Source organism: Halomicrobium sp. HArcht3-1 (assembly GCF_058933345.1).
On sequence record NZ_JBZYDM010000006.1, the window covers coordinates 266,696 to 290,975 of the forward strand.

Annotated in this window: 26 protein-coding genes, 1 tRNA gene and 1 pseudogene; 12 read left to right on the forward strand and 16 right to left on the reverse strand. The window is 64.1% G+C overall.

What is annotated here, in order from left to right; translation table 11 throughout:
- The first annotated feature begins 1 nt into the window (after window position 1).
- The gene (locus AC5FRW_RS12555) at window positions 2-346 is read left to right on the forward strand and encodes a DUF8022 family protein (protein ID WP_493568804.1); all 345 of its coding nucleotides are present in this window, start codon (window positions 2-4) and stop codon (window positions 344-346) included.
- 265 nt (window positions 347-611) lie between these two features.
- Here the strand turns inward: AC5FRW_RS12555 and AC5FRW_RS12560 are convergent, their stop codons facing one another.
- Window positions 612-800: a DUF7836 family putative zinc-binding protein gene (locus AC5FRW_RS12560; RefSeq protein WP_493568805.1), complete on the reverse strand. Its 189-nt coding sequence runs from the start codon at window positions 798-800 to the stop codon at window positions 612-614.
- 152 nt (window positions 801-952) lie between these two features.
- On the opposite strand from AC5FRW_RS12560, the gene AC5FRW_RS12565 reads away from it, so the two are divergent.
- The gene (locus AC5FRW_RS12565; protein ID WP_493568806.1) at window positions 953-2,104 is read left to right on the forward strand and encodes a thiolase family protein; all 1,152 of its coding nucleotides are present in this window, start codon (window positions 953-955) and stop codon (window positions 2,102-2,104) included.
- The gene (locus tag AC5FRW_RS12570; protein ID WP_493568807.1) at window positions 2,101-2,466 is read left to right on the forward strand and encodes a Zn-ribbon domain-containing OB-fold protein; all 366 of its coding nucleotides are present in this window, start codon (window positions 2,101-2,103) and stop codon (window positions 2,464-2,466) included. The genes AC5FRW_RS12565 and AC5FRW_RS12570 overlap by 4 nt, the downstream gene beginning before the upstream one ends.
- Window positions 2,467-2,520: 54 nt before the next feature.
- On the opposite strand, the gene AC5FRW_RS12575 is transcribed toward AC5FRW_RS12570, so the two are convergent.
- Both AC5FRW_RS12575 and AC5FRW_RS12580 read right to left on the reverse strand, forming a co-directional pair.
- The gene (locus AC5FRW_RS12575; RefSeq protein ID WP_493568808.1) at window positions 2,521-3,000 is read right to left on the reverse strand and encodes an HTH domain-containing protein; all 480 of its coding nucleotides are present in this window, start codon (window positions 2,998-3,000) and stop codon (window positions 2,521-2,523) included.
- 153 nt (window positions 3,001-3,153) lie between these two features.
- Entirely contained in the window at window positions 3,154-3,771 is a 618-nt protein-coding gene (locus AC5FRW_RS12580; RefSeq protein WP_493568809.1) for a DUF7547 family protein, read from the reverse strand.
- Window positions 3,772-3,864: 93 nt separating this feature from the next.
- Here AC5FRW_RS12580 and AC5FRW_RS12585 point away from each other — a divergent pair, with 93 nt between their 5' ends.
- Window positions 3,865-4,023: a DUF7331 family protein gene (locus AC5FRW_RS12585; RefSeq protein WP_493568810.1), complete on the forward strand. Its 159-nt coding sequence runs from the start codon at window positions 3,865-3,867 to the stop codon at window positions 4,021-4,023.
- Window positions 4,024-4,034: 11 nt separating this feature from the next.
- Here AC5FRW_RS12585 and dpsA read toward each other — a convergent pair whose 3' ends face one another.
- Window positions 4,035-4,580, reverse strand: a complete 546-nt coding sequence (gene dpsA / locus AC5FRW_RS12590; RefSeq protein ID WP_493568811.1) for a DNA starvation/stationary phase protection protein DpsA — start codon at window positions 4,578-4,580, stop codon at window positions 4,035-4,037.
- 143 nt (window positions 4,581-4,723) lie between these two features.
- Entirely contained in the window at window positions 4,724-5,101 is a 378-nt protein-coding gene (locus AC5FRW_RS12595; RefSeq protein ID WP_493568812.1) for a DUF8048 family protein, read from the reverse strand.
- Between the two features lie 113 nt (window positions 5,102-5,214).
- Between AC5FRW_RS12595 and acs the strand changes: the two genes are divergently transcribed.
- Window positions 5,215-7,314, forward strand: coding sequence for an acetate--CoA ligase alpha subunit (gene acs / locus AC5FRW_RS12600; RefSeq protein ID WP_493568813.1), 2,100 nt, complete (start codon window positions 5,215-5,217; stop codon window positions 7,312-7,314).
- Entirely contained in the window at window positions 7,311-8,378 is a 1,068-nt protein-coding gene (locus AC5FRW_RS12605) for a phosphotransacetylase family protein (RefSeq protein WP_493568814.1), read from the forward strand. The genes acs and AC5FRW_RS12605 overlap by 4 nt, the downstream gene beginning before the upstream one ends.
- Before the next feature lie 17 nt (window positions 8,379-8,395).
- Here the strand turns inward: AC5FRW_RS12605 and bioD are convergent, their stop codons facing one another.
- The 7 genes from bioD to AC5FRW_RS12640 all read right to left on the reverse strand — a co-directional run bounded on the left by bioD (window position 8,396) and on the right by AC5FRW_RS12640 (window position 15,477).
- Window positions 8,396-9,076, reverse strand: a complete 681-nt coding sequence (gene bioD / locus AC5FRW_RS12610) for a dethiobiotin synthase (protein ID WP_493568815.1) — start codon at window positions 9,074-9,076, stop codon at window positions 8,396-8,398.
- Complete coding sequence (locus AC5FRW_RS12615; protein WP_493568816.1) at window positions 9,073-10,284, reverse strand: aminotransferase class I/II-fold pyridoxal phosphate-dependent enzyme; 1,212 nt, start codon at window positions 10,282-10,284, stop codon at window positions 9,073-9,075. Before AC5FRW_RS12615 ends, bioD begins: the two co-directional genes overlap by 4 nt.
- On the reverse strand, window positions 10,281-10,925 hold the full coding sequence (locus AC5FRW_RS12620; protein ID WP_493568817.1) for a hypothetical protein: 645 nt from the start codon (window positions 10,923-10,925) through the stop codon (window positions 10,281-10,283). Before AC5FRW_RS12620 ends, AC5FRW_RS12615 begins: the two co-directional genes overlap by 4 nt.
- 69 nt (window positions 10,926-10,994) lie before the next feature.
- Window positions 10,995-12,119, reverse strand: a complete 1,125-nt coding sequence (bioU, locus tag AC5FRW_RS12625) for a (S)-8-amino-7-oxononanoate synthase BioU (RefSeq protein WP_493568818.1) — start codon at window positions 12,117-12,119, stop codon at window positions 10,995-10,997.
- 12 nt (window positions 12,120-12,131) lie between these two features.
- On the reverse strand, window positions 12,132-13,256 hold the full coding sequence (gene bioB / locus AC5FRW_RS12630) for a biotin synthase BioB (protein ID WP_493568819.1): 1,125 nt from the start codon (window positions 13,254-13,256) through the stop codon (window positions 12,132-12,134).
- Between the two features lie 77 nt (window positions 13,257-13,333).
- Window positions 13,334-14,725, reverse strand: coding sequence for a hypothetical protein (locus AC5FRW_RS12635; protein ID WP_493568820.1), 1,392 nt, complete (start codon window positions 14,723-14,725; stop codon window positions 13,334-13,336).
- 65 nt (window positions 14,726-14,790) lie between these two features.
- Window positions 14,791-15,477: a protein sorting system archaetidylserine synthase gene (locus AC5FRW_RS12640; protein ID WP_493568821.1), complete on the reverse strand. Its 687-nt coding sequence runs from the start codon at window positions 15,475-15,477 to the stop codon at window positions 14,791-14,793.
- A gap of 117 nt (window positions 15,478-15,594) precedes the next feature.
- Between AC5FRW_RS12640 and thrC the strand changes: the two genes are divergently transcribed.
- Window positions 15,595-16,830: a threonine synthase gene (gene thrC, locus AC5FRW_RS12645; RefSeq protein WP_493568822.1), complete on the forward strand. Its 1,236-nt coding sequence runs from the start codon at window positions 15,595-15,597 to the stop codon at window positions 16,828-16,830.
- Here thrC and AC5FRW_RS12650 read toward each other — a convergent pair whose 3' ends face one another.
- Window positions 16,831-17,478, reverse strand: coding sequence for a metal-dependent hydrolase (locus AC5FRW_RS12650; protein WP_493568823.1), 648 nt, complete (start codon window positions 17,476-17,478; stop codon window positions 16,831-16,833).
- Between the two features lie 183 nt (window positions 17,479-17,661).
- On the opposite strand from AC5FRW_RS12650, the gene AC5FRW_RS12655 reads away from it, so the two are divergent.
- Both AC5FRW_RS12655 and AC5FRW_RS12660 read left to right on the forward strand, forming a co-directional pair.
- Complete coding sequence (locus tag AC5FRW_RS12655; RefSeq protein WP_493568824.1) at window positions 17,662-18,207, forward strand: DUF7504 family protein; 546 nt, start codon at window positions 17,662-17,664, stop codon at window positions 18,205-18,207.
- Window positions 18,208-18,273: 66 nt separating this feature from the next.
- The gene (locus tag AC5FRW_RS12660) at window positions 18,274-18,588 is read left to right on the forward strand and encodes a PRC-barrel domain-containing protein (RefSeq protein WP_493568825.1); all 315 of its coding nucleotides are present in this window, start codon (window positions 18,274-18,276) and stop codon (window positions 18,586-18,588) included.
- A gap of 38 nt (window positions 18,589-18,626) precedes the next feature.
- On the opposite strand, the gene AC5FRW_RS12665 is transcribed toward AC5FRW_RS12660, so the two are convergent.
- Window positions 18,627-20,081, reverse strand: coding sequence for a DHH family phosphoesterase (locus AC5FRW_RS12665; RefSeq protein ID WP_493568826.1), 1,455 nt, complete (start codon window positions 20,079-20,081; stop codon window positions 18,627-18,629).
- Window positions 20,082-20,211: 130 nt separating this feature from the next.
- Here AC5FRW_RS12665 and AC5FRW_RS12670 point away from each other — a divergent pair.
- A tRNA-Lys gene (locus tag AC5FRW_RS12670) sits at window positions 20,212-20,285 on the forward strand.
- A gap of 110 nt (window positions 20,286-20,395) precedes the next feature.
- Window positions 20,396-22,180, forward strand: a complete 1,785-nt coding sequence (locus AC5FRW_RS12675) for a sensor histidine kinase (protein ID WP_493568827.1) — start codon at window positions 20,396-20,398, stop codon at window positions 22,178-22,180.
- A gap of 34 nt (window positions 22,181-22,214) precedes the next feature.
- On the opposite strand, the gene AC5FRW_RS12680 is transcribed toward AC5FRW_RS12675, so the two are convergent.
- Complete coding sequence (locus AC5FRW_RS12680; RefSeq protein WP_493568828.1) at window positions 22,215-22,649, reverse strand: GNAT family N-acetyltransferase; 435 nt, start codon at window positions 22,647-22,649, stop codon at window positions 22,215-22,217.
- A gap of 37 nt (window positions 22,650-22,686) precedes the next feature.
- Entirely contained in the window at window positions 22,687-23,778 is a 1,092-nt protein-coding gene (locus AC5FRW_RS12685) for an ATP-binding protein (protein ID WP_493568829.1), read from the reverse strand.
- Between the two features lie 171 nt (window positions 23,779-23,949).
- Between AC5FRW_RS12685 and AC5FRW_RS12690 the strand changes: the two are divergent.
- Window positions 23,950-24,280: pseudogene (locus tag AC5FRW_RS12690) on the forward strand (IS5/IS1182 family transposase); the annotation flags it as partial.

Below are 24,280 nucleotides of genomic sequence, written 5' to 3' on the forward strand. Positions count from 1 at the left end.
CATGTCCTCACTGGAACCAACCGACGAAGAAGAGCCGACAGAGACCGTCGAGGAGTCCGAGACCGACGCGACGGTCTCGATCACCGCCGGCGAGCAGGACCTCGACATCTCACTCCCGGCCGACGCCTCGAACTCCGAGGCTGCGGCCATCGCCGCTGCCATCGGTGCCCACGTGACCGACCGCCAGCGCGCGGCCGCCGCGGCCGCCGCCAGTCAGTCTTCGCCCGAGTACGCAAACGAGTGGGTGCTGGAGGGACGCCTCGCACGTTTTGGCAAACGTCGCCGACCGGGACAGGTCGAGAAGGGCGAGGAGTGGAAAGCCGCTGGTCGGTCGTTCTACCGTTGAGATGGACATCCCACGGCTCGATCCCACGGTGCAACGGGCTCTTTTTCGCTTGCTGTCGACCCTCGTCCTGACACTCTGTTTTTTGACACTGGGACACGTCCTCGTGCTGTCGAACGCACCAGTCGCGAGTGTGATCGACTCGCTGCCGGTGTCGATCGGTGTCGCCGTCGGAAGCATAGTGGGGTTCCTGTATCGACACGAAGGGTTACCACTCGTTGACTCGTCAGACACTCGAAAATAGACGCGCGACCGATACGAACGCCGGCTACGCCTCGCCGTTCATGTTCCGCAGGACTTCCAGATCACGCGCCGTCTTGGTGAACTCGGACATCGAACTGTAGCTATCGCAGTGATCACACTGGAACTGCCGTCCCGGTGCCGGCAGGTCGCCCACGTTCGCTTCCCACTCACTGTTACAATCGGGACACTGAAGCTGTATCCAGGCTTCCTGCATGTGTCTGTCTGACAGGGGGACACTGATATATTTTGTCCGGGCTCCCGGACAGCGAGAAACCACACGCTCGAAAGCAACTGATTCAGTGACAGGTCAGGGCAAAGACAACTGGAACCACAACGAACACAATACCCCCGCGAGAGTGCAGGGACATGGGAGTCGCCGTAATCGAAGCGTCGATGACGAAGTTCGGCCAGCGCGACGCCTGGATCCGCGAACTACTCGCGGAGGCAGGCGAGGCGTGTCTGGCCGACGCACCCATCGACAACGACGAGGTAGAGCACCTGTACGTCTCGAACATGGCGAGCGGTGAGTTCGAGGGCCAGACCGGGATCATGAACGCGCTGGCCCACGACCTCGGTCTGATGCCAGCCTACAGCGAGCGGGTCGACCAGACATCGTCCTCCGGCGGGGCGGGCATCTACGAGGCCTGGCAGTCGATCGCCTCCGGCGCGAGCGACATGACGCTGCTCGTCGGCGGCGAGAAGATGACCCACAAGACCACGCCAGAGGCGACCGACGTGATCGCCTCGATCACGCACCCCGACGAGTACAAACACGGCGTCACACTCCCCTCGTTTGCGGGACTGACCGCCCGTCACTACCTCGAACGGTTCGACGCCCCCCGCGAGTCACTGGCGAAGGTCGCCGTCAAGAACCACAAGAACGGCGTAGACAACCCCCACGCGCAGTTCCAGAAAGAGATCACGATGGAGAAAGCACTGGAGTCGCCCATCGTCGCCGACCCGCTACGGCTGTACGACTTCTGTCCGATCACGGACGGCAGCGCGGCGATGCTCTTTACGACCGAGGAACGCGCGGCCGAACTCACCGACGACTACGCCGTCGTCTCCGGGATCGCCGGGGCGACCGACACCCACGTCGTCCACGAGCGCGACGACCCGACGATCATGGGCGGCGTCGTCGAGTCCAGCCAGCAGGCCTACGAGATGGCCGGGCTGGGTCCCGACGACCTCGACGTGGCCGAACTCCACGACATGTTCACCATCCTCGAATTCCTCCAGCTAGAGGGCATCGGCGTTGCCGATCAGGGGACCGCCTGGGAACTCGCGATGGAGGGGTACACCGCCAAGGACGGCGAACTGCCGATCAACACCTCCGGCGGCCTGAAATCGAAGGGCCATCCACTGGGTGCGAGCGGTGTCGCCCAGGGCGTCGAAATCTACGAACAGCTCGTCGGCGACGCCGGCCCGCGACAGGTCGAGGCCGATGTCGGACTGGCCTGTAACGTCGGTGGCTTCGGCAACTGTGTCATCACCACGATCATGGAGGCCGCAGAATGACGTTTGATGCCCACCGCTGTGCGAACGGTCACGTAACGTACCCCGGCCACACGCTCTGTCCCGAGTGTGGCGAGAAGCAGGTCGAGACCATCGACCTCTCGGAACGGCGCGGCGAGGTCGTCACGTGGACCCACTCCACGGCGACCCCACCGGGTGTGCGCGAACCGAACACGCTGGCGATCGTCGAGTTCGACGTCGAGGACACGTTCGTCCGCGCTATCGGTCAGGTCACGACCGACGATGTGGAGACCGGCGACATCGTCGAACCCGTCTACGTCGAGGAACTTCGCGATCCCGACATCGGGATCAAGGAACCGGCAAGTCAGGACTGGGATGGGTATCGCTTCGAACCTGTCCAGTGAGCAGACTCGGGCGCGAACCACGTGACTGCGAAGCGAAAGTGAAAAGCGTCCGTTTCAGTCGGCTGTCAGCGTCGTCTGCTGGACAGGGTCGTCCGCGGCCTGTTCACTGAGACGGTCGAGACAGTCGTTGACCGACTCGGCCGCCGTCTCGGCCGTGTGTGGCGCGACGACCTGCAGCTCGTCGTCCTCGTAGACGGCGAGGCAGATCGCTGGAAAGACTAGTTCCGTTCGTTTCGCGCCGGTCGTCATCGAGTAGCACTCTCTGGTGTCGAAAAACGGTGTCAGTCGGACCCCGTTCGCGCGTGCCCAGTCGCTGAACTCGTTGTACCGTTCCCGCTGGTCTGGTCGCTTTGCACCTTCGACCGGGAGTCGTTTTGCCCACGACAGTACGGTGTAGTCTTCGAGGACTCCCTCTGCGGCGAGTCGCTCCAGTCGAGTGATGATCGTCTGGCTGCACCGTTTCGCCGGCTTCGGAAGGGTCTCTCGAACGTACAGTGTCGCTCGAAGCTCCCCCGTCGTCTCTGTCGCGGGCATGGGTGATACACCATAACAGGTCTTAGATTATAAAACATTATGTTTATAGAGCTATGTTTTGGGGGAGGCTGTAGCATCGACGCCGCATCCCGTCGAAAACAGCTTACAGATGGTACTGTCTGGCTGGCAGCCGTTACCGATCGATGCGACAGATCAGGGAGATTCCTCGCCGTCGCCATCTTCATCGTCTCGATCCTCGCCGGTGCCCGCGTCGGCCATGTCGTCTTTGAGCGACTGGAGCTCAGCGTCGACATCGACCGGCACGTCGTCGGCCGTCTCCTCCGTGTCGTCGTCCGATCTGTCACCGTCGACCGTGATCGGACGCTCGTCCTGTGACTCTCCGATCCGGTCTTCGATCTCGGACCGTAGCCGTCGTGCCTCCGTCAGGAGTTCGCGCGCGTCGTCGTCCGTTGGCTGTCCCTCGACGGCGTCCTGCAGGTCTGCGAGCGCCCCATCGAGTTTCGAGAGCGTGGTTGCACTGAGCTGTTCGGCCCGCTGTCGCACCTCAGCGCTTCCACTGCCGGTCGTCGGAGACCGACCGTCGGCCATCCGCAGCGCCCGCTGGAGGAGTTTCAGAGCCTCGATGTTACTTCTGAGCAGGAGAATCGTCGCGGGGATCGCAACGTCACTCGTGAGACGGAGCAGTTCACGCAGTGTCGGCGGACGGGGACGACCGTCGTCGGTCCGTGGTTCGAACTCGTCTTCGAGTCGCCGGAGGGTGGTGACGAGATCACCGACCAACGTGGCGAGGTCGTCGTCGGAGGTACTCATGACCGGGGCTTGCACCGTGAGCTATAAAAACCCAGTCGCGTGGACTAGGGGAACCAAAACCCTTTTAGCTTTAGGGTAGCCTAACCTTCTCCAATGGCTCCCGCATCGGAACGAGAGGCTACAACCGAACCCGACGAGGTCGAGACGACTGTCAATGCACACAAGTGTACGCCGGATCGAACTGTCTTCACCGAAGAAGGAAACTCGGACGCGTGGATCGCGACCGATCTGACGGTCGAGCTACGGCGATAACTTCTCTGGGGTTACTGCCTCGCTGCCTCGGTCACGAGAGTGTCGTCTTCCAGATAGTGTTCGATGTGATGTGCGTCCTCTTCTGTCTCGACGAGCAGTTCTCGCAGAATCTGTGCGGTGGCGTGGTCGCCGAGGTTCGTGGCTAACTCGACGTGCTCGCGCAGCGACTCGATGATGGCGCCGTAGATCTCCAGATCGTTCTCCAGCGACGTACGGATGTCGTAGACATCCTCGTCCTCGGGGTCGACAGGTGCGTGCTCTTCCAGTGCTTTGCCACTGGCGACCGGCGTTCCACCGAGCGCCTGCGCACGCTCGGCGAGCGCGTCGGCCGCTTCCTCTGCGTGCTCTGCGGCATCGCCGAGGAACAGGTGCAGATCACGGAACTCCGCCCCCTCGACGTTCCAGTGGTGTTTCTTGAGCTGATGATAGAGGATGTAGGCCGACGCGAGGTCCGTGTTCAGCGCGTCGATGATCTGTGCTGACTTGTCCTCGTCGAGTCGAAGCGCGTTCTCGCCGACTGTTCCGAACTCCTGCTGGACCGAGCGCTGTTTGCTCATTACAACTACGAGTACGGTCGTGCGGCACTTAAGTTTTCACATTGGAAAGGATAGTTTGCTGTATAGAAAAATCATTTCCTATTTTGTACAACTTCCTGTGGCGACCGGATCGACTCACGGTGTCACTGCGTCTCGGATTGGGCTTACCGAGTCCGGTCGAGGGCGACGTAGCACTCGTCTTCGGCCGGTGTCGTGGGTGCATCGGTGTCGGTTGCGACCGTCCGTCGGTGGACCTCGACGACGGCCGCCAGTTCGTTCTCGCTGATGTCCAGCGCCGTAGCGAATTCGTCCCAGACGTGGCGAGGAAGGACGAGATAGTAGGCCCCCTCGGTCCGATCGACCAGCGGGTCCTCGTACTGTTTGCGCCACTCGTAGACGATGTCTTCGACACCGGGCAGTTCCTCGACGGCGTCCTGGTGCTCACCGAGCGTCGTCGCGAGACCCTCTACGTCGATGTCGTGTGCTATCGCCGATGCCTCGACGTGACGCCGGTCGAACAGCGTCGGTTCGTCCGTCTCCATCGCTTCGCTTTCGGCTGGAGGGCTTATAAAAGGTCGTCGGCCGCCTTCGGGCGTTTCCAGCCAGTGAGATTCCCCAGCAGAGTTATCCCCACACGTCGAAAACATCGAACTGCATGGGACGCCTCTCAACGTTGTTCTCGCCCGACCGGGTCGCCGTCGTCGGTGCGACAGATTCAGATGGCGCAGTCGGTCGTGCGATCACGGAAAACCTACAGGCGTCGTTCACGGGTGACATCGTCGCTGTCAACCCGTACAAAGACCACGTGCTTGGCTTGCCCTGTTACGACACGATCGGTGCCGTAGACGCCGACATCGACGTTGCGATCATCGTCGTGCCACCCGACGTTGCCGTCAAGTCGATCCGTGAGGTCGGCAAGGCCGGCGTCGAGAACGTCGTCGTCATCACCGCTGGCTTCGGTGAGACCGGTACCGAGGGCGCAGCACGGGAGAAAGATCTCAAAGCTGCGGCCAGCGAGTACGATCTCAATCTCGTCGGCCCGAACAGCCTCGGCATCATGAGTACGCCGAAGGGTCTCAACGCGACTTTCGGCAACGAGATGGCGACCGACGGCGACATCTCCTTCATGAGTCAGTCCGGCGCGTTCGTCACGGCCGTGCTGGACTGGGCCGCCGAGCGCGACGTGGGCTTCAAAGACATCGTCTCGCTGGGCAACAAAGCCGTACTCGACGAGCGCGACTTCATCGACGAGTGGGGATCGGATCCCGACACGGACGTCATCCTCGGCTACCTCGAAGACATCGAGGACGGCGCTGGCTTCGTTCGGACCGCCCGCGAGGTCACGCAGGACACGCCGATCGTCCTCGTCAAGTCCGGTCGGACCGACGCCGGTGCGAGCGCCGCCGCCTCCCACACCGGCGCGATGGCTGGCTCGGAGGAGGCCTACGAGGCCGGTCTCGAACAGTCCGGCGCACTCCGTGTCGAGACCGTTCAGGAACTGTTCGACTACGCCCAGATTCTCTCCGATCAGCCACTGCCCGACGGCAAGGAAGTCGCCATCGTCACGAACGCGGGCGGTCCCGGCGTGATGACCACCGACGCCGTCGGCGACAGTAACCTCGAACTGGCCGATTTCACCGATCACACGATCGAGCGTCTCGCCGAGACGATGCCCGACGAGGCCAACATCTACAATCCCGTCGACATCATCGGCGACGCGCCGGCCGCCCGCTTCGAGGCGGCACTTGAGACGGTACTGGGTGACGACAACGTCGCGATGGCGGTCGTCGTGGCCTGCCCGACGGCAGTGCTCGACTTCGAGAACCTCGCCGAGGTCGTCGTCGACGTACAGGCGGAGTACGAGATTCCCGTTGCCACCACCCTGATGGGCGGCAAGAGTGTCGGTCCGGCGGCCCCGACGCTCACCGAATCGGGCATCCCGAACTACTTCGACCCGGCCCGGGCCGTCGACAGTCTCGACGCGCTGGCCGAATACGACGACATCCAGTCACGGGAGTACGTCGAACCCGAGTCGTTCGACGTGGACCGCGAGCGTGCCCGCGAGATCCTCCAATCGGCGGCCGACCGGAATCAGAACCGTCTCGGCGTCGAAGCGATGGACTTGCTCGACGCCTACGGAATTCCGACCCCCCACGGTGAAGTCGTGAAATCGCCCTCGGAGGCCCAGCGTGTCGCCGACGAGATCGGCGACGAAGTCGTGATGAAGATCGTCAGCCCCGATATCCTTCACAAGTCCGACATCGGCGGCGTCGAGGTCGGCGTCGCGCCCGAGGACGTGCGTGACACCTACGAGGACCTCGTCGTCCGGGCGCGCAACTACCAGCGCGACGCGAGCATCCTCGGCGTCCAGATTCAGGAGATGGTCGATATCGAGGGTGGCACCGAGACGATCCTCGGGGTCAACCGCGACCCACAGTTCGGGCCGCTCGTCCTGTTCGGTCTGGGCGGCATCTTCGTCGAAGTGCTGGAAGACACGACCTTGCGAGTCGCACCGGTCTCTGAACCGGAAGCGCGGTCGATGCTCGACGACATCGAGTCGGCACCGCTGTTACGTGGGGCACGCGGGCGCGCGCCCGTCGACGAGGACTCTCTCGTCGAGACCATCCAGCGCCTGTCGCAACTGGTTAGTGACTTCCCTGCGATCCTTGAATTAGATATCAATCCGCTGGTCGCAACCTCGGACGGGGTGGCGGCCATCGACTTGCGGTTGACCCTCGATCAGGAGGAACTATGAACACGCTACTGGTCACCTCGACGGACGACGGCATCGGCAAGACAGCGATCACCCTCGCCCTGGCCCGGCACGCACAGCAGGCCGGCTACGACGTGGGCTACATGAAACCCAAGGGCACGCGCCTCCAGAGCGCGGTCGGCAAGACCCGCGACGAGGACCCGATGCTCGCCCGTGAGCTACTGGACCTCGACGCCGAGATGCACGAGATGGAACCCATCGTCTACTCGCCGACGTTCATTCAGGAGGCCATTCGCGGGCGCGAGGACCCCGACGAACTCCGATCGCAGGTCGTCGAGAACTTCGAGGCCCTCGCAGAGGAGAAGGACCTGATGATCGTCGAGGGCAGTGGCGACCTCGCGACGGGGAGCATCGTCGACCTGACCGACGTGGACATCGCCGAGGCGCTCGACGCTCGGGTCCTGCTTGTGACTGGCTACGAATCGGTGTCGACGACCGACGAGGTCCTGTCGAGCGCCAGAGCAGTCGGTGACCGTCTCGAAGGCGTCGTGTTCAACGGCGTCGCGGACGCCAAGATGGACGAACTCAACGACGACGTGATGCCGTTCCTCGACAGCAGGGACGCCCCGGTCTACGGTGCGCTCCCCCGCGTGCAGGAACTGGCCGGCGTCACGATCGACGACCTCGCCCGGAGTCTCGGCTGTGACGTGCTCACCCCCGAGATCGGACTGGACGACCACGTCGAACGGTTCACCGTCGGCGCGATGGGTGGCAACAGTGCGCTCGACCAGTTCCGGCGTACCCGGGATGCCATCATGATCACCGGCGGCGACCGCTCGGAGATCCAGACCGCCGCGCTCGAAGCGGCCGGTATCAAGGCCCTGCTGCTCACCGGCGGCTTCCGCCCCGCCAGCGCAGTGCTGGGCCGTGCACAGGAGGAAGGCGTCCCGATCTTGCTGGTCCAGTCTGACACCCGGACCACGATCGACCGTGTCGAGAATCTGCTTCGCTCGGGCCGGACCCGCAACGAGGCGACGGTCGAGCGGATGGGACGGCTCCTCGAAGAGAGCGTCGACATCGAGCGAATCCTCGCGCTGGGCCTGTAGCCGGCGACGCGGGTCTCCTATCCCTCTCGAAACGACGACGGGAGTGCCGACGCGACCGCGTCGATCACCGCGTCACCGTCGTCTGCCAGTGTTGCAGCCTCTCCGGCCGTAATCGGTGACAGTGTCGTAACCGGACAGTCCGTCATCTCCTCGATCACCTCGGGGTTCGTCCGTTCTGCGACGCTCGTGCCCTCGTACTGATTGAGAACGACCCCACGGACGGCCACGCCACGCTCGCGCAGTGCCTCGACCGTCAGGGCCGTGTGATTGAGCGTGCCAAGCCCCGAGCGAGCCACGACGAGGGTCGGCAGATCGAGATCGACGACGAGGTCGATCACCTCTGTCTCCTCGGTCAGCGGCACTCGCAGACCGCCGATCCCTTCGACGACGGCACGCTCGTGTGCGTCGGTGGCAGAGCGGCAGTGGTCGCGGATCCCCTCGTACGACAGTGACGTGTCAGTCTCACGAGCAGCTACTGCCGGCGCGAGCGCCGGGCCGAGCCGTGGGCCACACGTCGCAGCGTCGCGCTCGCCACAGACCTGCGCGACGAATCGGGCGTCGTCGTCCTCGGGCGCACCGGTCTGGCAGGGCTTGACGCCGACGGCGTCGATCCCGTCGCGTCGAAGCCACCCGACAAGTCCGGCGGTGACGACGGTCTTGCCGACGCCGGTGTCGGTGCCGACGACGAACAGGCTCACAGCAGACCCACCTCCTCGCCGCCCGCCCTGAAGGCCGCGATACAGCGGTCGATCTCGGCGTCGGTGTGGGTCGCCATCGGGGCGACTCTTAGCCGGGACTGGCCTTCGGGGACCGTCGGCGGGCGGATCGCCGGGGCGACGATGCCCCGGTCGCGAACTGCCCGTTCGAGCGCGAGTGCGTCCGCTCTATCGCCGACCAGCACCGGCAGGATGTGGGACTCGCCCCACACCTCGAATCCGGCCGATTCGAGACCGTCACGGAGTTGTTCGACCACGTCCCAGAGCCGATCCCGACGCTCGCCCTCGCGTGCGATACGCAGGGCTTCGCGGGCCGCGCCGGCCGCTGGCGGTGCCAGCCCGGTCGAGAAGACGAAGGTACGCGCCGCGTTCAGGAGCATCTCGATCAGTGTCTCGTCCCCGGCGACGTAGCCGCCCTGTGCGGCCAGTGCCTTCGAGAGCGTGCCCAGTTGCACGTCGACGCGGTCGCCCAAGCCTTCGCGCTGGACGACACCGCCACCGGCGTCGCCGACCACGCCAGTCGCGTGGGCCTCGTCGACCAGCACCCACGCGCCGTAGTCGTCGGCCACGTCGCAAATCGCTGCGAGCGGTGCGATGTCGCCGTCCATCGAGAACACGCTATCCGTGACGACGAGCCACGACTCGTCCCCGGCTTCCGATACTTTTCGCTCTCGACGCGCCATCGCGCTCGCCAGATCGTCGGGATCGCAGTGGTCGTAGACGACGGTCTCTGCGGCCCCGATCCGACAGCCGTCGATGATGCTGGCGTGGTTCAGTTCGTCCGAGAAGACGACATCCGGGCCGAGTGCGTCGATGGTGCCGACGTTGGCGGCGTAGCCCGACGAGAAGACGAGCGCGCGCTCGGTCCCCTTGCAGTCGGCGAGGTCGGCTTCCAGCGACCGGTGGACCGCGGTGTCGCCGGTCACGAGCCGTGACGCGCCGGCACCGGTCCCGACAGACCGAGCGGCCGTCTCTGCGGCCCGCTGGACGCGCGCGTCGTCGGCCAGCCCCAGATAGTTGTTCGCAGCGAACACCAGTTCGGGGGCCTCGAACTCGATCGCTTCGCCCTTCGGATCGTCGGCGAAACGAGTCTCGCGGGCGACCGACTCGGCGGGTCGGAGGTGTCGGCGGAGGTTCTGCTCCGCGCGCTCGTCGAGTCGCCCGCTCAGATCGAAGCCGTGGTCGGTCACGGGTCGCCCTCCGTAACCGCTCGCACTCGCTCGGTCAGCGTGCCGTCGCCGATGTAGGAGACGAACACCATACCGTCAGTCTTCAGCTCGTACGGTATGTCCGTCGTCAGTTCGGTGTAGTTGAACGGTGCGGTCACGACGTGGTAGCCGTTCGGCGTCTCCGTGACGAACTCGACGGTCGTCCGTGCGTCCAGTTGCTCGCGCAGGCGCGCACAGTCGTCGGCGGTGGCGTCGTCCAGGTCGAAGATGAAGTACGTCTCGTCCGCACAGCCGTCGGACTGGAGGACGGACTTGTACTCGCTGTCGACCTGCCTGAACTTCGCTTTGCTCCCCTCGTCACCGTGTAGACGGGCTTCGAGCCAGTCGTCCATTCGGCGTCGAAGCTGAAAGGTCGCTTTCAGTGCGTCGCGAGCGTTCACGGTGAGATAGAGTCGAAACTGCTCGTCGAACCGGGCGACCGCGTGGTCCAGTTGCACGATCTTCTGGGCCAACTCCGAGCGGTCCTCGACGACTTCGCGGATGGCCGGCGCTGCGTTGCTGGTCGTGTCGGGATTTTCTTTCGCACGGGCGATCGCCAGCAGGAGATAGACCCGGTCCTCGCCGAACGTACAGAAGGTCAGTAGGTCCTCGATATCGGTCATGTCCTGTCGGAGACGTTCGTCGGTGTAAGTACTGTTGGACCCCTGAGAGGGGGTCACAGGCGGTCCCAGTCAGAAGCTCGGCATCACTTCGGCCGGGCCGTAGACGCCGTAATCGCCCGCACGATTGCGCAGGACCGCTGCCTTCAGGTAGCCGATGGCGGGACCGTTGACGTTGGCCTCCATGCTCGTGGCGTCGTCTAGCTGGAAGGTGTTGGTCCCGGTCTCGCCGTCGAAAGTCGTCCCGGTGACCCGGACCGTCGTGGTCGTGGGCTTCTCGTCGGAGCGCACGTCCAGCACGCCACCGACGTGGACGTCCTCGGCGTCGCAGATGCCGGCCCGTTCGAGCAACACGTCGTCGGCGTGTTCCATGTCGTGGAACTCCAGTCGACCGTCGTGTTCGGCGATGAGATCCTCGATCTCCTGTTCGCTCATCTCGCGAGCGCGTTCGATGTCGTAGCCGTCGAGGTGGGCAATGTCCTCGCGGACGGTGCCGCGGTTGTCCTCGTAGCCCGACTTGAGGCCGACGCCCCACCAGATCTCGACCTCGTCGATTTCGACGAACGACTGGGCGGCGAGTGCGGCCGCGCCCGTCAGGAAGCCCGGGGTCGCGCCAGCGCCACAGACGAACGTGATCCCCGATTCTTCGAGCATTTCTGTGCGGTCGTCGAGCATCCCGATGACCCGTGAGCGCTTGAGCACGTCCACGAGGACGCCCTCGTACTCCGCCTCGGCGAATCGCTCAGCCACGCGAGGGATGAAGTCGTGTTCGAGATTGGGCAGAGCCATCAGGACGGCGTCGATCTGATCGGATTCGGCGATCACGTCGTCGATGGGCGTCTCGGTCTCGCGGCCCTGCTCGCTGGCGACGATGCCGGCCTGCTGGCCGTGCTGTTTGACGCCGTCGGCCGTCGCCGAGGCCTGTGCCCCGCCGTCCGATCGCAGATCAGACGAGCCGTCGGTCGCGTCGCTCCCGACGACGCCGTCGGCGGCAACGTCGGGGTCCTCGGGACCGCTCGCGATGTTCCCCTCCGTCGCGTCGAGCAGCTCGTCCACGTCCAGTCCGTCGTGGTCGATCGCGACGCCGTTGCGGTCACAGGCCGCGACGGGCGTCAGGCCGTCCTTGTGGGTCGCGACGTCGAGCGTTCGTCTGCCGATACCACCAGTGCCGAGTACTGCGAATCGAATGTCGTCCATAGGTGTCGTGTCTCAGTCGCTCGACTCCGCTTCGCTGGTCGCCGTCCCGGCGGCGGTGTCGGGGCCGGCGTCGGCCTCCACGCCGTCGCCGCGGGCCTTGACCGCGTCGGGGTCGAACTCGTTTGCTTCCATGTTCGGTTCCAGTCCTGCGCGCTCGACGGTCTCGATGTCCTCGCCGGGCGATTGGCCGCTGGTCGTCAGGTAGTCGCCGGTGAGCATCCCGTCGGCCCCCGCCTCGAAGGGCAGGTGCTGCTCGTCGGCGTCGAGGTTGACCTCACGCCCGCCGGTCAGGCGCACGCGTGCCTCGGGGTGGAGCAGCCGATACACCGCGATGGTCTCGACGATCCCTTCAGTCGAAATGTCGGCGGTGCCGTCCAGTTTCTCGGCCAGCGGGGTCCCGGCGACGGGGTTGAGGATGTTCACGGGCAGCGAGGAGACGCCGATGTCCTGTAGGGCGATGGCCGCGTCGACCCGGTCGGTCGGCGACTCGCCCATGCCGAGGATGACGCCGGCACACAGATCCATGCCGGCGTCCTTGGCGACTTCCAGTGTCGCCACGCGGTCCTCGAAGCGGTGGCTGTCGACGATTTCGGGGAAGAATCGCGGCGAGGTCTCGATGTTGTGATTGTAGTGATTCAGCCCCTCGTCGGCGAGGATCGCGGCCTCCTCCTCGGTGAGAATGCCGAGGCTGGCGTCGACTTCCACGTCGGTCTCGTCCCGGACCAGTCTGATCGCGCGCAACACCTCTTGCCACTCCTCGGGGCGCTTTGCCTTCGAGACGCCTTTCTCGGCGACGACGATGCCGAATCGCTGGGCACCGTCGCGCTCGGCGCGCTTCGCGGCGTCGAGGATCTCCTCGGGGTCGAGAAAGTCGTAGTTGTCGATGCCGGTGTCGAAGTGGGCCGACTGGGCACAGAACCCACAGTCTTCGGCGCAGTTGCCGGCTTTGGCGTTCACGATCGAACACGCGTCGACCGTCCCGTCGCCGAAGTGGGCGCGAACGTAGTCCGCAGCGGCCGCCAGTTCGTCGACGGGCTGGGCCATCAGAGCGAGTCCGTCACGGCGATCCAGTTGCTCGCCGTCTAGCACTCGTGCGACAGCGTCGTCGATCGTTCGGTTTCCCGTCTCGTAAACCACATCCTAGATGGCAGTTGACGAGAACTTATAGGTTCGGGTGTCGCCAGACCTGTCGCTGATCGCTTTCGGGACCGTTCTCAGGCGTCCGGTCCCGTATTGGTCGCAAGTGTCGCCGAGGAGTCGCCGCTCTCGGACATCCAGACCAGCGAAAGCTCGTAGTCACTCGACACGCCGACGGACACAGTGTCTCCCGCCACGATGTCACCGTCTGTCGTCGTCCCCTGCCACGGTCCGGGTTGCACCTGATCGACACCGTCCACGTCTTCGAAGCCGGTGCCCCGCAGGCTGAGACGGGACGCGGGAACGCTGTCGCCGGCGGTGTGGGTGATCGAGACCTGATTCTGGTCGCCACCGCTCTCGGTGTAATCGAAGCTGAACGACACCTGTGGCGGCCGCTCGGACGGTGCTGTCCCGGTGCCGACGACGAACGACAGCAACACCGGCGTCAGGACAGCGGCGAACTCACTCGCCGGGCGCGTGTGCGTGACGGTAGCGGTACTCCCGTCCGACGAGATTTCCGTGGCCTCCAGTGCCGTCACCAGTTCCTCGGTGTCGGTCGCGTCGCTGTTCTCGACTTGCTGCTCGGCGAGTACCAGCAGTCCCTGCAGGATGTCGGTGATGTCTTTCGCGGTCTCCTCGCCGGCCGTCTTCATGCCGAGGCTCGCGACCCGGTCGCTCTCCTCGGCCGAGAGCGAGCCATAGCCGTAGGTCACGTCCCTGAACGCGGTGGTGTCGAACTGTGAGCCAGACGAGTCGGGTATCTCCGACGCCACCACGTCGAAGGCATAGCGCAGGTGCCCATCGGCCGACGCGTCGTAGCCCTCGCGGACCTCGCCGCTGACCGATTCCGCGTCGCCGTTGTGCGTGTCGATGGTCGCCTCGACGTGGGACTTGGTCCCCACGGTGAACACGCCGTCTTCGAGCACGGCCAGGCGTGCCGGCGCACCAATCCGAGACCGTTGCTCGGGCGCGTAGACGGTCGTGTCGCCGTAGCTCTCTTCGGTGTAACTTGGACCTTCTTCCTCGACCGTGGCGAGCAGGTCCTCCTCGGACCACTCCGTCCAGAAGGTGTAGGCTGTCTGGTCGTAGTCGGCGTCGTCCTCGTAGGTACCCGAGAGGATGGCCGTCGACATCGACCGCGGGTCGAGGGCCGCTTCCTCCTCGATCCGGTCGAGCGCCGCGGTGACGCTTTCGGGCACCTCGTCGGACTGCATCTCCCCGCGGACCGCTGTCAGTTCCTCGTTGATCCCTTCACGGAGCGCCTCGTCGCCGTATATCGCTGCGAAGTCGACTTCGAGGACGTACTGAGAGCCGTCCGGCACGGTCTCGATCGGATCGCTCCCGTCACCGGTCCCGCCCAGCGAACTCGATATCTGACTGCACCCACTGAGGCCACCGAGGGAACCGACCGTCGCCATCCCCGCCGTGGCCCGTAACACGTCTCGCCGCGAGAAAGAACGCTCTCTCATACCACCGTAAGTCTGCTATCAAAGTCATAAGTATTTGGATGACTATTGCACCGTTCGGCGCTCGCTCACTCGCTCCAGTACAATCGCGGTGCGAGGACGAGGTAGGCGACGGCGGCGACCAGCAAGAGTCGCGGCGAGAGTCGCTGCAGCGCCGTCGGGTTGATGATCGCTGCCGCCTGCACGACACCGAGGACGAGCGCGTCCCGGGCCAGTAGCTTCGGGTAGGGAACCGGGGCGACCATCAGAGCCGAGAGGACGACCGTCCCGGCCAACAACACGGGTACCGGCGCGACGCCGGCGAGGTACGCCGTTGCCAGAATCGTCGCTGCGAGGGTGTTCTGAATGCCCGGTCGCTGCTCGTCCGCTCCCACGTAGACGGTGTAGAACGCCGTCCTGACGATCGAGAAGACGACGAACGACGACGGCAAGAGAACGTACAGCGCCAGCGTGAGCGGGTCGGCGTTCGCGATCGGCCCGTACTCCGCTCGGGCGACACCGAAGATGAAAAGCGCCGGCGTCGCACCAAAAGAAACCACGTCGGTGATCGAATCCAGCAGCGGCCCGACTTCGGTGTTGCCCGCGTAGCGAGCGATGATCCCGTCGAGTGCATCGGCGATCGCAGCCAGCAAGATCAGCCGAGCAGCGAGGGCGGGGTCGGTGTAGGCCACGATGGCCGCTCCGAAGCCGATGATAGCGTTCAGAAGCGTCACGCTATCGGCGACACCGAGTCGTCGACTGACGGCGAGACCCATACTGGGACGTGTGCGAGGGGGTACATCAACGGTCCGAATTGGTACGGGCCGGTCCCAGAAGGCATATACGCCTCGCAGGGAAGGACACGCACGAACGCAGACGGAGTCGTCGCTACCGTGAATCCGATTATCGCACTCGAATGTACGCAGTGTGGGCGCGTGTTCGTTCCAGCGGACGGGAGACACGTCTGTCCAGACCACGACGGCGCTGGCGGCATCCTCGACGTACAGTACGACCAGTCGGGGGCCGCCGAGGCGATCAGAGCCGGTGTCGACGATCCGATCGACGACCTCTGGAAGTACGGCCCACTCCTTCCGACCGACGGGAACGCGGTCGAACTCGGTGCCGGGGGGACCCCGTTGCTCGACGCGCCGACTCTTTCGGACCAACTGGGCGTCACAGTCCGTCTCAAGGACGAACGGGGCAATCCAACGGGATCGATCAAGGACCGGGCCAGTGCCGTCCTCGCCAGCCGCGCCCTCGCGGCCGACCAGTCGGTCGTCACCTGCGCCTCGACGGGCAACGCCGCCGCGTCGCTGGCCGGCTACGCCGCCAGAACCGGGCTGGACTGCTGTATCTTCGTCCCGGCCGACGTACCCGAGGGGAAAGCCGTCCAGCCCCTCGTCTACGGTGCGGACGTGTACGCCGTCGACGGTGACTACGACGACGCCTTTTCGCTGTGTCGACAGCTCAGCGCTGCGCGGGACTGGTACGACTGCAGCGCCGCGGTCAACCCCTACGCCGTCGAAGGGCTTCGGACCGTCGGCCACGAACTCGCCGAACAGACCCGCTCGTCGGTGCCGGACTGGCTGGTCTACCCGATGGGCAACGGCTGCGGTCTCGCCGCCGCCTGGAAGGGCTTTCGCGAGTTCGAACGACTGGGCATCGTCGACGAACGGCCACGATTGCTCGGCGTGCAGGCCGCCGGTGCGACGGCGATCCACGAACGATTCGCCGCCGACGGCGACGCCGACCGTCCCGAGCCAGCCACCCGGACCGACGACCAGACAACACAGGCAGACAGCATCGACGTTCGTCGCCCCCACAACGCCCGGAAGGCCTGCCGGGCGCTCCGTGAAAGCGACGGCGCGACGGTGGCCGTCTCGGACGAAGCGATTCTCGACGCTGAGCGGACACTCGGGCAGACCGAGGGTGTCTACGCCGAACCGGCCAGTGCCGCCACACTCGCCGGGCTTCGACGGGCCATCGACGACGGCATCGTCGCACCCGACGACTCGGCGACGCTCGTGATCACCGGAACGGGTCTCAAAGACACTGCGAGCGCCCGGAACCTCGTCGACGGCGTCGAACGGGTCCCCGCGACGCCCGACGCCGTCCCCGAGCGCGACTGATCACTCCTCGTCGACGTCGTGGCGCACGTAGAACCGTGCAGCGGTGACGCCGGTGCCGATCACCAGCAAGAGCAACTGCCACCCCGATCTGACGACCGGGAACACCCTGTCGACGTTCGCCGGCTCCGCGCCGGGTGTTGGATCGATCCCCGTACTCACGTGTACCTCCTGCGTGCTCCCGCGAGCGCGTGGCCGCGGGCCGTCGGTCTGCTGGCTCTGCTCGCCGCCGAGGTCGATGAACGTCTGAACGATGCCGCGCTGGCTCGACAGTTCGACCTTGCCGTCGATGACGTAGAACTGATCGTGAAGCGGCCACAGCGGATTTGCACCGCCGGCAGAGAAGAGGTCGAGTCCGATCGCAGCGCCGATGTAGGCAATCCCGGTCACCCACGCGATACGAACGCCCCGCGGTCCCCAGCGGTCGACGAACCGAATCCACCGAAGCCAGTAGTGATCGACGACCAGGACCGCCGCGACACCGAGCGGGACGAACACCGTGTGGAAAGCAGCACGATGGCCGACGGCCGAGACCAACCCGACGAACGAGTCCAGATCGGCGAAGATCACCGCACCGAAGAGTATCAGCACGGACCGCCGATCGAAGGCCGTACCCAGCAGTGCTGCACCGATCAGGCCCGCAACCGCCATGTGAACGATCGTCGATGGCATGGTCTCGCCGTTCGTCGCCGGCTGTCGAGTGCACGTATTGCCGGAATACCTATAAGCGCTCGTACCACATTCTACGACGAAACGAGGACTGGGGTCCTCAGGGTGGTGCAGCGCAACTGCACTGATTGGCTCACCGACGGCAGTCGGTGGTGGTGACACGACGTGAGTAGCGAGAACAACACACGCGCGACGACGGACGAACAGCTTCGGATCGATCCCGGAACCCAGCTACTGGTGCCGATAGCTTCGATGGAGACGCCGTTTTCCTACCTACCGGCGACGATTTCGGGAACTCTCCTGCTCGTCTCCTCGAAAGCACCGGCGTCCGTCGAGCAGACCCTGCGAAATCACGGTCTCGACCCGTCGACGGCCGGACTGATCCCGATCGCAGGCTCCGAAATTGACTACGACGGCCCGCTGTGGACGAGTGCTCCGGTGGTCCCTGACGACCTGACCGGGCTGAGTATGCGTTTTACGAGTGCACTCGGCGCACTCGAATCGGGCCACGGCTGGGTTCTGTGTAACTCGCTCAACGTGCTCGCGATGTACGCCCAGCGTGACCGCGTCTGTCGCTGCTTCGATCACCTCACGACGAAGGCACGTGAGCAGGAGATACGGGGCATCTACACTGTCACGGCCGACGCCCTCGATGAAGCAACGCTCGCCAGCTTCGAACGGAGCGTCGACCGGGTCTTCGACGGGCGATGAATTCGCCCAACGCCCTGCGTCAGACACCTACCAAAAGTTAAGGTGCCGGCCACCAACCGGGGGTATATGGATCGGGATAGCGCACCGCAGGAAATCACGACGCTCGTGGGTCGCGAGGTGTACACGAACACCGGCGTCTTCGTCGGTGAAGTCGAGGACCTTCGGCTCGACCTCGACCGTCAGGAAGTGACCGGCCTCGCTTTGCATCAACTCAATCGCGAACTGTTCTCGACCGAGATCAATCGGTCGCGTGGTGTCATCGTCCCCTACCGATGGGTCCTCTCCGTGGGCGACGTCGTCATCACCAACGACATCGTCGAACGCCTCCAGCGGACGGACGACGAGGTCGACGACGAAGAAGAAGACGAAGTTCCGGCGTAGACGGTCTTCGGTCGGGGGTGCGATTTTCAACGGCGCGTTCAGTTCCCGTTCGAACTCTCGCTGCTGTCGACGCCCATCGCCTCGAACAGTTTGGTTCTGACCGCTTCTTCGGTGAGTTCCAGCAGCGTGTCACGGTTGTCCTCGCTGGTCTCGATACCGGTGAAGATGCCCAGTGGGATCTCGACGCTGGCGTCGGTCGAGTGGCCGGCCGTGTCGCCGATGCCGCCGAAGGCGTCGTCGAGCACTTTTCCGATGTTCATGCGGATGTCCTTCGACCGGGCGGCCAGATAGATCGTATCGTCGGCGATCGCAAAGACCGCGGTCGTGGTGATCCCTTCGAGGTTCAGGAGGTGCTGGGCGGCCTGCGCGAGCGCGTCACGGTCGCGGATGAACCCCGCGTTCGAGACGAGATGTGATCCCTTGACCTCGCGATTGCGGATCGCTTCTGCGAGCACGTCGAGTGTCTCGGGCGACATCGAGGGAGACTCGACCTGTTCGAGCGTGTCGTGGTCGGCGAACGGATAGAGATAGGCAGCGGCGGTCAGATCGGCGGGGGTGGTGTCGCGCTTGAAATCGAGCGTCTCAGCGCGGATGCCATAGAGCAGCGCCGTCGCCACCTCCTGTCCGAGACTGAGTTCGAGTTCCTGAATGTACTTCGTCAGAATCGTCGATGTCGCAGAGACGTTGGGCCGGATGTCCTCGAACGTGGCGTCGTGTTCGTGATCGTGCTCGTAGTGGTCGATGATCACGTGGACCTGTTCGACGGTCGGCTCGCCGCCTTTGGCGGTGTCGACCAGTGCGAACGTATCGTAGTCGTCGAGATCGACGGCGTCGTGTGAGACCAGATCGATACCCAGCAGATTCACGAACGCACGGTTCTCCTGATGGCCGATCTCGCCCTCGTAGATGATGTCGGCCTCCACGTCGAGACTCTGGGCGATGGTCCGTAGCGCAGCGGCACTCGCGATCGAGTCCGGGTCCGGCGAACGGTGGATGAGGATCGCCATTCGCTGGTCGGTACTCTCGATGACATCAGCAAGCTGGCTGGCCTTGTACTCTAGCTCGCCGGTTTCGAGCGCCCGCAGCGCCGAGTCAGCGATCACGGACGATGGGTTGATGACCACGTCCGCACCGACTTCGCTCAGTTCGTCGGCCGACACTGGATCGTCCGCACGAGCGACGATGAACTGCTCGCCGTCCTGTTCGCGAATGTTCTTCACGGCCTGTGCGTTCGCATCGACATCCGACGCGAGGATGAGGACCACGTCTCTGTCGGCTAGCGTCTCCGTGATCTCCTCGTCGGCGATGTCCCCGACCTGTGCGTTCAGGTCCTGATCTCTGAGTGCCTCGACGCGTCCCTCGTCGCGGTCGAGAATCAGCACGTCCTTGCCCTCGTCGACCAGTTCCTCCGCGACGGCATGGCCGACACTCCCACACCCGAGAATAGCGTACTTCGACATAGAGGCCATGGTAATGCCGCTGACTGTACTCATTTGTTCGTCTATCCGGTCGGGACGAAGGCCCTTATATCAATTGTCTCTTTCGTCCAGCAATGTGGAACCCACACACGGCGCTCCCGAAAGGAAACCTATTTTACCAGCCCTCCTAACTTTAAGATGCACTGGGCCGGTAGCTCAGTCTGGCAGAGCGACGGCCTCTTAAGCCGTCGGTCGAGGGTTCAAATCCCTTCCGGCCCGCTTTGCTGTCGCGAATGAACTCACGAGCGGCATCTTTTTACGAGCCGATCCTCCACGATAACCGCCATTTTCCCGTGATCTTTTATTATCGTCTCTCTTCCCATAGTGGTATGAACGAGACTCCAGGGCGGATTCGCGTCCTCTACGTCCCTGCGGAGTCAGAGCCGGCATCGTCGACAGCTGATGCGATCGAACAGTGCGACGAACAGTTGCTCGTCGGAACGGCGCCGACGGCCCAAGCAGGACTGGAACGGGTCTCTGGCGGGGAGTACGACTGCGTCGTCAGTAGCTACGACCTCCCGGAGGGGGACGGTATCGAGTTCCTGTCGGACGTTCAGGCGGTCGATTCGCGGGTGGCGACGATACTGTATCCCCAGAACGGTTCCGAGACGATCGCTAGCGAAGCGATCGGCGTCGGCATCACCGACTACCTGCCAGACAGTGCGGAGACGAGTGTCGACGAACTCGCCGACCGGATCGAGAGTGCTGTCGACCGCGCACGGATCGACAACGAGCGGCGATATCTGCGGAACGTCGCCGTCGCCGCTGGCGTGGGAATCGGTTTGCTCACACCGGACGGCCATTATCGGTACGTGAACGAGGTGTACGCCGACATCTACGGTTACGATCCCGAGGAGCTGATCGGGCGACACAAGGACACGGTCTATCAGGACGACCAGTCGTTCGCGGACGACGTTCGCCCGCACCTGCGCGACGACGAGCAATTCTCCCGGGAAGGTCTCGATGTTCGGGCGAACGGAACGACGGTACCGGTCCACACCACTGTTTCGAGGACGGCGGCTGGTGGCTTCATCTGCACTGCGAGAGACATCTCAGAGCAGTGGGAGCGACAGGCGAAACTGGAACGCGAGAGTTCCTTGCTCGATACGATCTTCGATCAGATCCCAGCGCATCTGTTCATCAAGGACACGGCGGCCCGCCACGTCCGGGTCAGCAAGTACTTCGTCGATCAGCGCACGCTGGACCCGTCGACACTTCTCGTGGACGCCTTCGACCGCGAACATATCATCGGCAAGAACGACTTGGAGATCAACGGCGGCGTGCATACGAGCCAGTCCTACGCCGACGATCTGAAAGTCATCGAGACGGGCGAACCGATCTTAGATAAGATGGAGTACATTCCGAGCGAAGACGAGTGGAACCTCACGTCGAAAGTGCCGTGGCGTGGCCCGGATGGCGAGATTCGCGGCCTCATCGGAATCTCCCGGCGGATCACAGAACAGAAACAGACGGAGGTGGAACTCCAGCGCCAGAACGAACGGCTCGCCGAATTTGCCGATCTCGTCAGTCACGATCTGCGGAATCCACTGCAGACGGCTCGCGGGCGCCTCGAAGTCGTCCAGCGAGAGTGCGAGAGCGATCAGATCGAGGTGATCGACCGCGCTCTGGAACGCATGGAGGAACTGATCGAGACGCTGCTGAATCTGGCGAAGGTCGGCACGGGGACGACCGATGAGGTCCCGGTCGATCTCGCTCGACTGGTCGATCAGTGCTGGGAGCATCTCGGAGTGGGCGAGCCGACGATCGAAATCGAGACCGACCAGCGGATCGTCGCTGACCGGAGCCGACTCAAGCAACTGCTGGAGAATCTCCTGAAAAACGCCGTCGACCACGCAGGTGAGACGGTCACGATCACGGTCGGTGACATCGATGGTGGTGGGTTCTACGTCGAGGACGATGGCCCGGGCATCCCCGAGACGGATCGAGACGCTGTTTTCGAGAACGGCTTTACGACCGCCAGCGACGGAACCGGGTTCGGACTGGAGATCGTCGAGCGCGTCGCCAGTGCCCACGACTGGGACGTTCAGGTGACGACTGGCTCAGAGGGCGGTGCGCGGTTCGAGATCACGAACGTCACGCTCGTCGAAGAGTGACATTTCGACGTAATCCAACCCGATCGGGGTCGACTCACAGCTCTTTTTCCATCTCGACGTGTGGAATCCCGGCTTCGTCGAAGACACCGCTCGTGGTCTCGTAGTCGAGCGATTCGTAGAATCCCTCGACACGGGTCTGAGAGTGGAGTTCGAGACGGTCGAGGCCGCGCTCGCGGGCGAGTGATTCGATCCGTTCCATGATCTCGCGCCCGATGCCAGTCCCACGCTGGGGGGCACGCACGGCGACACGTTCGACTTTCCCCGTCGCAGCACCGGTCTCACGCAGGCGAGCGGTGCCGACTGCTTCGCCGTCGATACGGGCGAGGACGTGCGTCGAATCGGGGTCTTTGCCGTCGATTTCGACCGCTTCGTCCACGCCCTGCTCGTCGACGAACACGTCACGGCGTACGTCGAAGGCCGGTTCCAGATCGGCGTCGCCAGAGAGAATCGTCAGGTCGGCGTCGTGCATACGTGGCCTCTATCACGCTATGGCAAAACCGTTGGTCCTACTCGGCACGCGGGAGTTCGATGACGAAGGCCGCGCCACCGAGGTCACTGTCCTCGACGTGGATCGATCCGCCAGAGCGCTCGACGAGTGTCGACACGATGTGGAGGCCGAGTCCTTGGCTCCCCCCGTCGGCCGTGACGCCGCGGCGGAAGATCTCTGACCGGCGGTCGTCGGGGATGCCGGGTCCGTCATCGGCGATGCGCACTACCGCGGTATCGCCCTCGATGTGGGTCGTCACCCGAACGTGCGGTTCGTCGCCAGTGTGCTCGACGGCGTTCGTGAGCACGTTCGAGATGGCTGGCCTGAGTGCGTCGGTCCCGACGATGAGGAGATTCTCGTGAAACTCGGCTTCGACGGTGACGGACGGAAACGAGGACGTGATCGTCGTCGTCACCGCTTCGAGGTCTCCGATCAAATCACGTCGTTCTGGGGTCGCCTCGCCAGTCAGCACGCTCGTGACGGCGCTTGCGTTCTCGGTCAGTTCGTACAGTGCGTCGACCTGACTTTCGATCCGTTGGCTGGCTTCGCTGGCACGGTCGTCGTCGATCGTTTTGATGACATCGGCCTGTCCGAGGATGACCTGGAGTGCGTTGCGGACATCGTGCCGGAGGAGGCTGTTCGCGAACGCCATCCCATCGCGTGCCTCCCTCGCGTCTGCAGCAGCACGCCGGACGTCGACGAGTAGCTCGCCGATACCGTAGCCAGCGAGTGCACCGACACCGCCGACGACCAGCAACGGAAACTGTGGTTCGCCGGTTGGACGGCCTTCGGCTGCCCGAATCGCGAAGGTCGCCGTCTGGAGGAACAGGGTGACGAGGAGACCGGCGAACGACCAGCCCAGGATCGACCACCGTTCGGGTGCCTCGAAGCGACTCCTCTGGAGCCGATAGCCGACGTACACGACACAGGCAGAGAGACCACCCGTGAGTACGAACGCCGCGACCGGAAACGCGAGGTTGGTGATCGTCGCCAGTTCGCGCTGGAAGTTCCACACTGAGACTGCGAGCCAGCCACATCCGACGGCGATCAGGACTGGACCTGCGGGTACGTGTTTGGCAAGCCAGTCACGAATATCTCGCAGTCGTCCCACGACCAGTTTTGGTGTGGGGGCTGTGATACATCTTGTGGGTTGCCAACAGACCACTGCTCGTCTGTGCCGGCCCCAGCGTTTTGTGACTCGACTGCTCTGTTGAATCCGATGATGGCGAGAGGATAGCGTCGCTCTGAAGGCGAGAGCGAAGCGGAAAGAGTGAATGTACCAATGCCACTCTTCCGCTTCGTTAAACAGGCCGCATCGCTGGCTCAAAAACGCTGTGCCGCCAGCCCCACGGCGGTGGTGAGTGACCCGGCTGGCAACGGATTTGCGGATTGGAAGCACCTGACGCTGCACTTTTTGCGGATTCACATGGACGCGAGCTACCGCGAGATCGTCGATTGGGCGAGTGAGATGGATCGCGTTCGTGGTCTGTTGCAGTTGGCGCGAGCGGCATTCCCGGCACCCTCGACGCTGTGGCGGTCGTTCGAGCGGGTGCCAACCCGGATCTGGCGGCAACTGCTCCGTCGGTCAGCGACCGCCTGCGATCCCGGCGAGC

Bases quoted from the DNA above. Each gene is read 5' to 3' on its own strand.
- AC5FRW_RS12555 (WP_493568804.1), top strand. From the start codon at position 2: ATGTCCTCACTGGAACCAACCGACGAAGAAGAGCCGACAGAGACCGTC.
- AC5FRW_RS12560 (WP_493568805.1), bottom strand. From the start codon at position 800: ATGCAGGAAGCCTGGATACAGCTTCAGTGTCCCGATTGTAACAGTGAG.
- AC5FRW_RS12565 (WP_493568806.1), top strand. From the start codon at position 953: ATGGGAGTCGCCGTAATCGAAGCGTCGATGACGAAGTTCGGCCAGCGC.
- AC5FRW_RS12570 (WP_493568807.1), top strand. From the start codon at position 2,101: ATGACGTTTGATGCCCACCGCTGTGCGAACGGTCACGTAACGTACCCC.
- AC5FRW_RS12575 (WP_493568808.1), bottom strand. From the start codon at position 3,000: ATGCCCGCGACAGAGACGACGGGGGAGCTTCGAGCGACACTGTACGTT.
- AC5FRW_RS12580 (WP_493568809.1), bottom strand. From the start codon at position 3,771: ATGAGTACCTCCGACGACGACCTCGCCACGTTGGTCGGTGATCTCGTC.
- AC5FRW_RS12585 (WP_493568810.1), top strand. From the start codon at position 3,865: ATGGCTCCCGCATCGGAACGAGAGGCTACAACCGAACCCGACGAGGTC.
- dpsA (WP_493568811.1), bottom strand. From the start codon at position 4,580: ATGAGCAAACAGCGCTCGGTCCAGCAGGAGTTCGGAACAGTCGGCGAG.
- AC5FRW_RS12595 (WP_493568812.1), bottom strand. From the start codon at position 5,101: ATGGAGACGGACGAACCGACGCTGTTCGACCGGCGTCACGTCGAGGCA.
- acs (WP_493568813.1), top strand. From the start codon at position 5,215: ATGGGACGCCTCTCAACGTTGTTCTCGCCCGACCGGGTCGCCGTCGTC.
- AC5FRW_RS12605 (WP_493568814.1), top strand. From the start codon at position 7,311: ATGAACACGCTACTGGTCACCTCGACGGACGACGGCATCGGCAAGACA.
- AC5FRW_RS12620 (WP_493568817.1), bottom strand. From the start codon at position 10,925: ATGACCGATATCGAGGACCTACTGACCTTCTGTACGTTCGGCGAGGAC.
- bioU (WP_493568818.1), bottom strand. From the start codon at position 12,119: ATGGACGACATTCGATTCGCAGTACTCGGCACTGGTGGTATCGGCAGA.
- AC5FRW_RS12635 (WP_493568820.1), bottom strand. From the start codon at position 14,725: ATGAGAGAGCGTTCTTTCTCGCGGCGAGACGTGTTACGGGCCACGGCG.
- AC5FRW_RS12640 (WP_493568821.1), bottom strand. From the start codon at position 15,477: ATGGGTCTCGCCGTCAGTCGACGACTCGGTGTCGCCGATAGCGTGACG.
- AC5FRW_RS12650 (WP_493568823.1), bottom strand. From the start codon at position 17,478: ATGGCGGTTGCGGGCCTGATCGGTGCAGCACTGCTGGGTACGGCCTTC.
- AC5FRW_RS12660 (WP_493568825.1), top strand. From the start codon at position 18,274: ATGGATCGGGATAGCGCACCGCAGGAAATCACGACGCTCGTGGGTCGC.
- AC5FRW_RS12665 (WP_493568826.1), bottom strand. From the start codon at position 20,081: ATGAGTACAGTCAGCGGCATTACCATGGCCTCTATGTCGAAGTACGCT.
- AC5FRW_RS12675 (WP_493568827.1), top strand. From the start codon at position 20,396: ATGAACGAGACTCCAGGGCGGATTCGCGTCCTCTACGTCCCTGCGGAG.
- AC5FRW_RS12680 (WP_493568828.1), bottom strand. From the start codon at position 22,649: ATGCACGACGCCGACCTGACGATTCTCTCTGGCGACGCCGATCTGGAA.